This window comes from Candidatus Krumholzibacteriia bacterium, from assembly GCA_029865265.1.
Classification (GTDB): domain Bacteria; phylum Krumholzibacteriota; class Krumholzibacteriia; order WVZY01; family JAKEHA01; genus JAKEHA01.
In genome coordinates this window covers 25590-36388 of sequence record JAOUHG010000034.1, presented here as the reverse complement: position 1 = coordinate 36388, position 10799 = coordinate 25590, and the positions used below count along the sequence as shown (strand labels likewise).

General features: G+C 65.0%; 6 protein-coding genes. 1 reads left to right on the top strand and 5 read right to left on the bottom strand.

What is annotated here, in order from left to right; all coding sequences use genetic code 11:
* Positions 1-73: 73 nt before the first annotated feature.
* Genes OEX18_12915 through OEX18_12905 form a run of 3 tightly spaced genes read right to left on the bottom strand, consistent with a single transcriptional unit; the run spans position 74 to position 5325 of the window.
* Positions 74-703 carry a hypothetical protein gene (locus OEX18_12915; protein ID MDH4338166.1) on the bottom strand — a complete coding sequence of 210 codons (630 nt, stop codon included), beginning with the start codon at positions 701-703 and terminating at the stop codon, positions 74-76.
* Positions 704-763: 60 nt separating this feature from the next.
* Positions 764-3055, bottom strand: coding sequence for a T9SS type A sorting domain-containing protein (locus OEX18_12910; protein ID MDH4338165.1), 2292 nt, complete (start codon positions 3053-3055; stop codon positions 764-766).
* A complete protein-coding gene (locus tag OEX18_12905) occupies positions 3052-5325 on the bottom strand; it encodes an SBBP repeat-containing protein (GenBank protein ID MDH4338164.1) in 2274 nt (757 codons plus the stop codon). The genes OEX18_12910 and OEX18_12905 overlap by 4 nt, the downstream gene beginning before the upstream one ends.
* Positions 5326-5803: 478 nt before the next feature.
* On the opposite strand from OEX18_12905, the gene OEX18_12900 reads away from it, so the two are divergent.
* A complete protein-coding gene (locus tag OEX18_12900) occupies positions 5804-7702 on the top strand; it encodes a tetratricopeptide repeat protein (GenBank protein MDH4338163.1) in 1899 nt (632 codons plus the stop codon).
* Positions 7703-7708: 6 nt separating this feature from the next.
* On the opposite strand, the gene OEX18_12895 is transcribed toward OEX18_12900, so the two are convergent.
* Together OEX18_12895 and OEX18_12890 are read right to left on the bottom strand one after the other, a co-directional pair.
* Complete coding sequence (locus tag OEX18_12895; GenBank protein MDH4338162.1) at positions 7709-10084, bottom strand: T9SS type A sorting domain-containing protein; 2376 nt, start codon at positions 10082-10084, stop codon at positions 7709-7711.
* A 127-nt stretch (positions 10085-10211) separates the two neighbouring features.
* Positions 10212-10703, bottom strand: coding sequence for a hypothetical protein (locus tag OEX18_12890; protein MDH4338161.1), 492 nt, complete (start codon positions 10701-10703; stop codon positions 10212-10214).
* Positions 10704-10799 lie beyond the last annotated feature (96 nt).

Sequence of the window (10799 nt, the reverse complement as noted above, 5' to 3'; positions counted from 1 at the left end):
CGGATTCCACCCTGGCCGAAATAGAGGGCTACATCGACTGGCTGTCGCGCGACGGCTCATAGCCGGGGAGTCGTCAGTTCTGCGGAATCACGTTCTGGCGCTGCAGCTCCGGCACCAGCTGGCCGGCCACTTCTTCGCGCAGCTTGTCCACCGACGTCGGGTCGATCTCCACCGTGCTTCCCGTCCACACGAACCTGCCACCGTCGAGCGCGCTCCACACGTCGATCTGGTAGCGGCCCTTCTTTTCCTTGTCCGGGGGCGGCGAGCCGAGCATCACCGTCTGGTAGTACGAGTGGTACCAGCCGCTCCAGTAGTCCTGCCGCGACATCGTGGTCTGCTTGTCGTAGCCGCCGCCGAAGTTCCCGGTCTGGGTGACCGCGAGGCGGTGCGTCACCACCGCGCCGTTCATGTCGTCGCGGTCGATCACCACCCGCACCTGCTGGCTGTCGGGCAGCGACGTGGGGAATACCTGGTACGACGGCGTGGCCAGGACGCCGCGCGCCTGGAACTCCGCGGCGATGGCCTGTTCCCACATGCGGCGCAGGTCTTCGTTGCGCTCCACCGCCACCACGATCACGTTGGTGAGCGGCTGGCTGGGATAGTTGGGATCCCGGTACAGGTTGGTGAGATTGGTCTTGGAACAACCGCCGAGAACGACGGCGGCAAGAACGGCGAGCAACAAGAGACGAGTCGGGACGTTCATAGTGGTTCCTCCTGAACGCCCCGACTCTAGGACGAATGTGCCCCGGCGTGCAAGTACGGCTTATTTGAGCAGCACCATCTTGTAGGCCTTCGTTCCGGCGGGGTGATCCACGCGCACAAAGTACACCCCCGAACTCATGGTCCGGCCCGCGCCGTCGCGCCCATCCCAGCGCTCGGTGTAGGCGCCGGCGTCCTGGTCCGCGTCAACGAGGGTCGCGACCCGCGCCCCGCGCGCGTCGTAAACCGCCACCGTCACACGACCCCGCGCGGGAAGCGTATAGCGCACGGTCGTGGACGGGTTGAAGGGGTTGGGGTACGCGGAGACGGAAAGAACGTAGTCCTTCGGCGTTCCGCCCACCCCGGAGGCGGTATTGATCATGGCCGCCGCGCCCTCGTTGCCGGAAAAGTCGGTGGCGGTGACGAAGTAGAACACGCAGCCCGCGGCCGTGATGTCCATCGTGGGCGCCACGCAGTAGTCCACCACGGTTGCCGCTCCGAACACCTGCGTGTTGGCGCCGTACACGGTGAAGTAGTCGAAGTCCTCGGCGCGGGACTCGTCCCAGGTCAGCGTGCCGGTGTTGTACGCGAGCCCAGCGGGCACACCCGGGGCGAGGTTGTCGATGGAGTAGCCGCTATCCGGCGCGGAGTCGTAGAAGGTTCCTGCCGCCGCGGCCGCCGCACGCACGAAGAACGTGGAGTAATAGTCTCCCAGGCTGATGGTGGAGTCGCCGATGGTGGGGGCGTCGATGCCGTAGGAAGGTTCGGCGTGGGCCGGCACCGACCCCACGAACGTCCAGCCGTCCGCGCGCAGACTGCGATCATGCGGCCCCCATTGAAACGCCGGCGCCGGATCGTCGCGGCGGTACAATTCGTAGCTCACAATCGACGTGGAGGAAAAGGCAACGTCGAAGCCGGAGCGCACAAAGCGAACCTTCACAAGCCGCCCCTGGTCGTTGCCGATGTCTTCGATCGACGAGATGAACGGCGCGGCCGGTTCGGGGCCGTAGCGCGCCACGAAGATATCGCTGCTTCCGGCGCTAGTCAGAACGCCCCCGCCGAAGTCCACCGCGCCCTGAAACATGCCCGTCGTGTGCACCTTGCCGACACCAGACAGGGCCACGCCGAGTCCGTAGTCGTAGCCGGTGCTGCCGAAGGAGGTGCTCCACTGATGCGCGCCCGAGGATGTGAAGCGGGCGAGAAAAACATCCGCATACCCCGCGCTGGCCAGGTCATCACCGCCAAAGTTGGTAATGTCCCAGAAATAGCCGGTCAGCAGAATACCCCCGTACGGATCGCACACGAGTGAGTGCGCCTCATCCACCGACGATCCGCCGAGGCCCTGGCTCCATTGATGCACACCCGCGCCGTTGAACCCGGCGAAGAAGATGTCTCCGCCCCCGTTGTCCCAGATGGCTCCACCCCCCAGGTCGATGGAAGTCTGAAAGCTGCCCGCCACGACGACGTTGTTGTCTCCATCGGTGGCAACCGCGGTACCGATATCGTCCCCGGTGTTGCCAAAGCGCTGGCTCCATTGGTGCGAGGTCGCGGTGTACTTGGCAACGAACGCGTCGTAGCCGCTGCTCACCAGGCCGCCGCCACCAAAGTCAACCGTACCGGCAAAGATGCCGGTGACGATGATATCCCCGGCCGAATCCATGGCGAGTGCTTCGGCACGGTCGCTCGCCGTTCCGCCAAAGGACTGAGCCCAGTGGGGGGAACCGCTGGCGCTGTAGCGCGCCACAAAGATGTCCTGGCCGCCGGCGCTGTAAAGCGAACTGGTGTTCCCAAACTGGACCGCGCCCTCGAAGGCGCCGGCCATGATCGCGCCCCCGCTGATGTCCGCCACCAGGGCCAGCCCTTCGTCCCAGCCGGTGCTGCCAAAGCGTTTGCTCCAGTTATGGCCTCCCGTGGGACCGAACCTGGCGAGAAAGATGTCCGGACCGCCGGCGCTGATGAGCGCCCCGCCGCCAAAGTTGATCGTATTCTCGAAACGGCCGGTGACGAGTACATAGCCGGCGGGGTCAACCGCCACCGCGGTGGCTTCGTCGTATCCCGTCCCGCCGAAGCTCTTGCTCCACTGGTGCGCTCCGCCCGGGCCGAACTGGGCGAGAAAGATGTCGCGGTCTCCCGCGCTGGTGAGATTGCCGCCGCCCAGGTTCATGGTGCCCTGGAACGACCCCGCGATAATGACGTTGCCGTCGGCATCCACGGCGATCGACGTACCCTGGTCCCAGGACGTGCCGCCGAAGCCGTGGCTCCAGAGGTGCACGGGTTGCTGTGCCATTGCCGGGGTGATGCCCAGGCTGAGGATCGCCAGAGCCGAAAGCACCATGATGGAAGGTTTCGTCTTCATTTCATCATCACCAGCTTCCGCGTGCGTGTCACGCCTGCGTGTTCGATACGCGCAAAGTAGATGCCCGAGGAGACAACCACACCGGCGTCCGACACACCACTCCACTCCATTCGGAAGGGACCCGGTGGATGCGCCTGGTTGTCTATCAAGGTGGCGATTCGCGCACCGCGCGCGTCATAGATGGCCAGCGTCACGGGTCCGGGCGACGGAATCGTGAACGCGATTTCGGTGGTTGGATTGAACGGGTTGGGGTAGTTGGCGACCGAGAGCACGTAGCTTCGTGGTGTGCCCGTCGCGCCCGCGCGAACCGGTGTGAACGTGCTTGCGTTGCCGGATCGATCGGTCGCAGTCACAAAGTAGAACGCATACGGTGATGCATGCACATCCATGACGGGCACCGGACAGTCGTCCACCACGATGGCCCCGCAGAAGCACTGCGTGGGCGCTCCGTAGACCGTGAAATGGTCAAAATCGGGATCGGGACACGGGTCCCAGGTGAGAACACCGTCGTCGTACACGAGATTCGTGGGGACACCCGGAGAGAGGTTGTCCACCGAACAACCGCTGTCGGGCGCGGAGTCAAAGTACTCGGTCAGGTCGGCGGTGGTGGCGCGGACGTAGAAGACGGAGTAGTAGGCTCCGAGTGTCTCCGTCGAGTCGCCGATGGTGGGGACGTCGATCCCGTAGCTCGCCTCGTGGTGGGCGGGTGCCGCGCCCACGAACGTCCAGCCCGCAGCGCGCAGGTCGCGTTGAGACTGTGCCCCCGTGGGCGGAGGGTCGTCGCGGCGGTAGGCCTCGTAACCCGTGACGGGGGTTCCCGAGCCGTCGGCGTCGTAGCCGGAGCGGAGGAAGCGCAGCTTGACCGTGCGCCCCTGGTCGTTGCCGATGTCGGTGATGGAGGCGATCCGCGGCTCGGCGAGTTCTGCGGAGTAATTGACGAGGAAGACATCGTAGCCGCCCGGTGAGACCAGGTCGTCCCCACCCAGGTTGATCGTTCCGTAGAAGAAACCGGTCGCATACACGTTCAGCGACGCGTCCGCCGCAACATCGTACACGCGGTCGCGCCAGTAATCCCCGAGACGGAGACTCCAGACATGCTCTCCGTTCGCATCGTACCTGGCAAGGAAGCCGTCCGTGTCGCCGGCGCTGGGGAAGTTGTCCCCGCCGAGATTCGTCAGACCGTTGAAGTACCCGGCCAGGAGCATGTTGCCCGCCGCATCTGCTCTGAGTCTGACCGGCGTTTCGCCCTGCTGGCCACCGAGGCGTTTGCTCCAGCGGTGGCTCCCGCCGGAGTCATAGCTGGCCAGGTAGATATCGGAGCCTCCGGCGCTCGTCAGGTCTCCGCCGCCGAAACTGGCGGTACCACTGAAGGTTCCCGCCAAACAAGTGTTGCCCGCGCCATCCATCGCCAGGGCAAGCGCACGGTCCGCGTAGTTCGCGCCGAATCGCTGGCTCCAGACATGCGCGCCGGCGGGCGTGTACATGGCAAGGAAGGCGTCGGAGCTTCCGGCGCTGGTCAGGTCGCCACCGCCGAAATCCGCCGTGTAGTAGAAGTATCCCGCAAGCGCGACATTGCCCGCTGCGTCCACCGCAACCCCCAGGGCCTCGTCGCTGAACGTGCCGCCAAACGACCGGCTCCACAGATGGGCGCCACTCGCGTCATACGTGGCGACAAACGCCTGGGTGTAGTCCCCGGTCAGCAGGCCGCCACCGAAGTCCGTCGAATCGGTGAACGCTCCCGCCAGGATGATATTGTCGAGGCCGTCCGTGGTGAGGGCGTATGGCCATTCCCATTCGATGTTGCCGAATCTCTGGCTCCAGAGGTGCGCTCCCGTGGATGTGAATCGCGCGAGGTAGATGTCACGTTCACCCGCGCTGACAAGCGGGGTGCCACCAAAACTGGTGGTGTCCTCGAACTGTCCTGTCAGGACGATGTTACCGGACGGGTCCACCGCGAGGTCGCTGACAAACTCATGCGATGTGCCGCCAAAGCGCTCGCTCCACAGGTGCACACCCGCCGGCGTATAACAGCAGAGGAACACATCGTAGGAGTCCGCGCTCGTTAGATCACCGCCGCCAAAGTTCACCGTACCCTCGAACTGGCCTGCGACCAGGATGTTGCCGGATCCGTCGATGGCGATGCTGTTGCCGGTGTCATATCCGATGTCACCAAAGCGCTGGCTCCACAGGTGAACGGGTGTCGCTGCCCACAACACGGACGGAGCCGCGGTTACAAGAATGGATGCAATGACGAAACGGAGGAGGTTCATGGTTGCCTCCGGAGATACGCCGGATGCAGGGCTCCGACGAAGTTTGACGAGGGGGTGCTTGTCCGCAAGTCGGGACAAGGGACGGACGGGTCGACGGGTTCGGGAAGTCGCACGGGATCCCTCCGAACTGGGCGCGGCCGTGGTCTTCCATAAGTGTGCCTCTGGAGCGCTCGGAAATAAATAATGCAATTGCATTATGGCGTGGGGCCTGGAAAGTACTCATGCTCTCTTATGGACAAGTGTCCTGCATGAGAAAGGCCCGTCTCGCTTCGGGCGTCCCTTCTCGACCCCCGCGAGACATAAAGCGGCCAAAAGGACGGCGCCGGAGGCAACCACCCAACTCAACCGGCGCCGTCGCTTTTTTGCCCCGAACAACTCTTCCGGACACCCGGATTGACACCCGTTGCCCTATTCCCTAGGATCACGGCCCGTGTCTCCGCGTGCCCAAAAATCGCCATCCCCGCAGGCAGCCGGCAGTATGAGCAAAGCATCCCCCGGCAGGACCAACGCCCGTCCCACGCTCATTTTCATCGTCATCATGGCCGTGGCGGTCCTGCTGCGCGTGGTGTGGCTGGCGCGCCTTGCCTCGTCGGAAGTGGGCGGGGAGTTGTCCATCGACGCGGCGTTCTACCGCACCCTCGCCAGCGACATCATCGGCGGCCAGGGGATCCCCGCGGGGGCACTCACCTTCAACCCGCTGTATCCGTTCTTCCTGGTGGTGGTGTTCAAGCTGTTCGGCGACGGCCTGATGGCCACGCGCGTGCTGCAGGCGGTCATCGGTCTGGGTGCGGTGGTGCTCGTCTACGTGGCGGGCCGCCTGCTGGTGGAGAAACCGCAGCGCGGGCGCCTGTCACAGACAACCGTGTCGCTCGTCGCCACGGCCATGGCGGTGCTCTACACCCAGTTCATGCTGTACGAGGGCATGCTGCTGGGGACGTCGCTCGAGGTGTTCATCCTCATCGCCTCGTTCACCCTGTGCCTCGCGCTTGACGAAGACCTGCGCGGCCACCGCACCCTGCGTCTCGGCCGCTGGCGGGTTCCGGTGTGGCTCAGCGCGGGTGTCATCGGCGCGCTGTGCGGTGCGGGTTCGCTGGGGCGCCCCAACCTGTTTCTGCTGCTGGCGGCGGCAATTCCGGTGTGGATTATTGGCCGCAACCTGAAGCAGCGCCGCTGGCTCGCTCCGGCATTCGGTTTTGCCGCGGGGGTGGCGTTGTTTCTGCTGCCGCCCACCCTGCACAACCTCAAGCACGCCGGCGAGTTCGTGCCGGTGACCGCGCACGGCGGCATCAACTTCTACATCGGCAACCGGATCGGCACCGAGGGTGTGTACCAGCCGCCGGACGAGATGCGCGGCGAACGCGCCGGCCTGCTGGAGGACGCGCTGGCGCTGGCCGAAAAGGAAACCGGGCACGAGATGACGGACGCAGAGGCGTCCGACTTCTACATGCAGAAGGCGATGGATGGCATCAGGCAGGATCCGGGTGGGTGGATGGCTCTGCTGGCCCGCAAGTTCGTGCTGTTCTGGAACAAGATCGAGGTGCACGACCTGCCCGAGGTCATGTACTTCCAGGACGCGACGCGCCTGTTCAAGTTTCCGTTCCTACAGTTTGCGCTCATCGCGCCGCTGGGGCTCGCGGGTCTTATTGTGTTCATGCGCGGCGGAAGAAACCGCGCTATCGTGGCGCTGTACCTGGGCGTGGCGATCTTTTCCATTGTCCTCTTCTATTTGAACGCGCGCTACCGCCTGCCCGTCGTACCGGTGGTGATCCTGCTGGCGGCGTATTTCATTGCGTGGGTGTGGCAGGAGCTGGCGCAGAAGCGCAACAAGTCCGCGTGGGTCATGATCGGCGTGGCGGTGGCAACGTTCTTTCTGGTGTCCAACCGCACCATCGTCACGGCGAACATGGGTTCGGTGTACACCTACCTGGGCACGTACTACATGAACGCGGGCGACGAGGAGAAGGCGGCGGAGGCGTTCGCGAAGGCGTATCGCATGGACCCCAACCGCGACACCTCGCTCATAAACTACGGGCGCACGCTCCTGCTGCAGGAGAAGTTCGAAGAGGCGGCGCGCGTTCTGGCGCAGGCGTATGCGCAGAACCCGCGCTATCCGCGCCTTTCGGGCTACCTGGCGGTGGCGCTGCAGCGCTCCGGCCGCAACGAGGAAGCGCGCAAGCTGGCCCTCGAGATCGTTGCGTCGGGAGACGCGGAAGACAAGGCAACCGCGTACAAGATTCTCGCCACCGCGGCCTTCTTCGACAAGGATCTCGACGCGGCGACCCGCTGGGTGCGCGCCGGTCTCGAGGCCGCGCCCGACGACCCCGACCTCATCGAGATGATGAAGGTCATCGAGTCGATGCCGGCGCCCTCGGAGTAGGATCTATCACTTCAACAGGTTCAGCTTGGCGCGCTGCATGCCGTCGGGTGTGCGCAGCTCGGCCAGGTATACCCCCGAAGCCACCGGTTGTCCGCGCCCGTTGCGGCCGTTCCACGTGTACGCGTGCCTGCCCGCGCGCAGCGTGCCCTCCTGCACAGTCGCCACCAGGCGTCCGTCCACCGCGTAAATCTTCAGCGAAACCACACCGCTCGTGGCCAGGTCGAAGGCGAGCGTGGTCTGCGGGTTGAACGGATTCGGGTAGGCGGGCCGCAGCACCGAATGCGCGCTTTGCGGCGTTGCGCCGATGCCGGTGAGGCGTGGTTCCCGGTCGGTCACAACGAGGGTCGCCAGGTTGATGGCGCGTCCGCTCAGGGCCGTCTCGACCGGTTGACCCTGAAACGATGTCTTGTCGGCGAGAATCTCAATCAGATCGGCCTTGGTCAGCGGAAACGCGGCACGGTTTTGCGACACGGGGCCGCCCGGCGTCACCACGTCCATCTCGTAACCGAGGTCGATCCACATGGACCACGGCCGGTCGGGATACTGCAACACCTGGAAGCCCGCGCCCGCCGGCCAGTCGGGAAGTTCCGCGAAGGCCGTGGCCAGGCTGGTGTGGACGTACTCCGCGACCACCGCGCCGCCGTTGCGCAGGATCACGCGGTACTCCGTGGTGGACGATTGCTCGGGGTCGACGTGCGCGGCCACCATTGAACCGTTGGAAATCAGGTGCACCGACATGCGCCGCACCGGCGTGGGATCGCTCGCCAGACGGCTCACGAAGGCCCAGTCGGTTTCGGCCATGGTGGCGCTGGGCGGCCCCAGCGGCGCCCACTCCACGCCGAACTGGTCCTGCGCGGGCATCGGTTGGACGTCCACGCCATCGTTGCCGCTCATGCCCATTGCGTTGATGACCACACCGTCGTGGAATCTCTTTCCATACGCGGCGCCGCGCGATGCAAACGACACCATGGTCGATGCCTGCGCAAGCGAAAACACGTTGGGTTCGTACTGCACGGCGAAGTCGCCGCCGACCGCACTCAGGTGGGTGCGATCGACAATCACGAAGAAGCGGTGCTTGCGGGTGGCGTTCGAGTGCATCTTGATGCGGCTCACATTGGGAACCGTACCCACACCCGGCAGGTCGACCGTGACCGGGGTGGCGAAGCCGAGCAGGAGGGCGAGGCTGTTGTTGCTCTCCACGCCGGTCTCGAAGGCCCACTGCGTCGTCATGATGCTGAATTCGAAGCAGCACGGATTGATTCCCATCAGGTTGCCGGAATCGTCGAACAGCTCCACCGCCGCATCGGGCGAACCCGAGCCGCTGAAGTCAGGCGTCACTGTCCACTGCGAACCGTTGTGCACCGACGCCACGCGGCCAATCTGCGCCTGCCCGCCCGTCAGCAGTTCGCCCGTCACCGAAAACTCGTCCGTGTCGCCCGCGCTGCATCCGTCCTTGATGTCCCAGATGAGGCACTCCGCGGACTGCTCTGCGTCCACGTCCACCTGCATGCCGCCGGCGACGCCGGCGGGAAGCGTCATGGTGGCCTTGCCCATGTCGACCGAAATGACCGCGCCGCCACCGCCGCGGCGCAGGTGCCCCGACATCTGCTGCGCCAGGTCGTCCACGCCGAGCGTGTAGGGTCCGGCCGGGCTCAAGGCGGCAACCAGCACGTCCACGGACCCCACCGACGCGAGCATCGCGGTCCCCTCCGGGAACATGCGCAACTCGTCGCCGGTGCCCAGCGCCGTACCCACCGCATCCATCAATGTGACGTCGCCCGCCCAGCGCAGCAGGAACCCCTGCGACAAACCGAATCGCAGTGTGGCCGGGAGTGAAAACGGATCTGGCAACGGCGCAATGACGGACTCAAGGTCGACGGAGAACGCAACCGGCAACGCCGACGTGCTCATGCCGCCCATGACACCATCGGCACCGGCCACCGGCGCGCCGTCGTTCCAGATTTCCACGCGGTAGCTGGTGGCGCCGAGTGGCGAGAAGTCCGGGGTGACGGTGACCGCGCCCGCTGCCGGAAGGCCAACCAGGCAGCACGGGTTGATACCGGCCGTGTCGTTGGTGCGAAACTCGACCGAGCTTCCCAGCGGCAGCGAGGCAACCAGGTCCTGGCACTGGATGTGCGCACCGGTTCCGCCGCCGATGTGCATGCGAAAGCCATCGTTGCCGCTGAAACTCAAACCGCCGACGAAGAGCTTGTTGGGGAACAGCGCCGCTTCGCCGGCAACGACCGGCGCAACCGACAGGGTCGCGTTTCCCAGCGGGGTGACCTCGGTTCCCTTGAACACCACCGGCCCACCCTGGGCGGCGGCGAACGGCGGGAAGACACAGACAACGAGCAGGGCGATGAAGGCAGGGCGTGCACGCATGGCGTTCCTCCGGGCAGAGAGGAGCCGCCTCTGGGCGAGGGGAACGAACGGACCCCGGCGGCCGGGGGGACCCGCACGTTAACCTGGAGATTATAGCATGCCCCGGGCCGGGCCGGCGACCCGCCGGTTAGAACGACCAGTTGACGAAGGGGAACACCGGCATGAAGCCGTCCTGCGAGATGATGTTCGCGAGGCCGATCTGCAGGCCGTGGTACTTCTGCGCGTAGTTCACAAAGCCAATCTGCAGGCCGTCTCCGTTCATGGTGTGATTCACGAACCCGAACTGCACGCCCTCAAAGCTCCCCGCGTTGTAGTTGACCAGCCAGCCGATCTGCAGGCCCTTGAAGTCCGCCTCGGCGATGTTCACCGCACTCCACTGCAGCCCCCTGGACAGGCCCGAGGTGGTGTGGCTGATCAGGCCAAGGTCGAGCACCTCGACGGACGTGTTCTTGCCGTAGAGCAGGCTGAAGCGAAACGCCGTCACCGAGTCGGTTTCCTTTGCGATCGAGATCGGCGTGACCAGCGACAGGTTTACCGGCTTCTCCGCCGCAAGGGCGGGAAGCGATGACAGCGTGCATACGGCCAGCAAGGCGAGAAAGAAAAGACGCGAGGACTTCATACAATGGTTTCCTTCAACGTGTGAGACGGAGGATTCATTCCTGATCGACGTAGATTACCACAACACGGGTAGTTGCGGCGAGTAGGCGGCGGGTGT

Excerpts from the sequence above, each read along its gene's own strand:
- OEX18_12915 (MDH4338166.1), bottom strand. The coding sequence starts at position 703 with ATGAACGTCCCGACTCGTCTCTTGTTGCTCGCCGTTCTTGCCGCCGTC.
- OEX18_12910 (MDH4338165.1), bottom strand. The coding sequence starts at position 3,055 with ATGAAGACGAAACCTTCCATCATGGTGCTTTCGGCTCTGGCGATCCTC.
- OEX18_12905 (MDH4338164.1), bottom strand. The coding sequence starts at position 5,325 with ATGAACCTCCTCCGTTTCGTCATTGCATCCATTCTTGTAACCGCGGCT.
- OEX18_12900 (MDH4338163.1), top strand. The coding sequence starts at position 5,804 with ATGAGCAAAGCATCCCCCGGCAGGACCAACGCCCGTCCCACGCTCATT.
- OEX18_12895 (MDH4338162.1), bottom strand. The coding sequence starts at position 10,084 with ATGCGTGCACGCCCTGCCTTCATCGCCCTGCTCGTTGTCTGTGTCTTC.
- OEX18_12890 (MDH4338161.1), bottom strand. The coding sequence starts at position 10,703 with ATGAAGTCCTCGCGTCTTTTCTTTCTCGCCTTGCTGGCCGTATGCACG.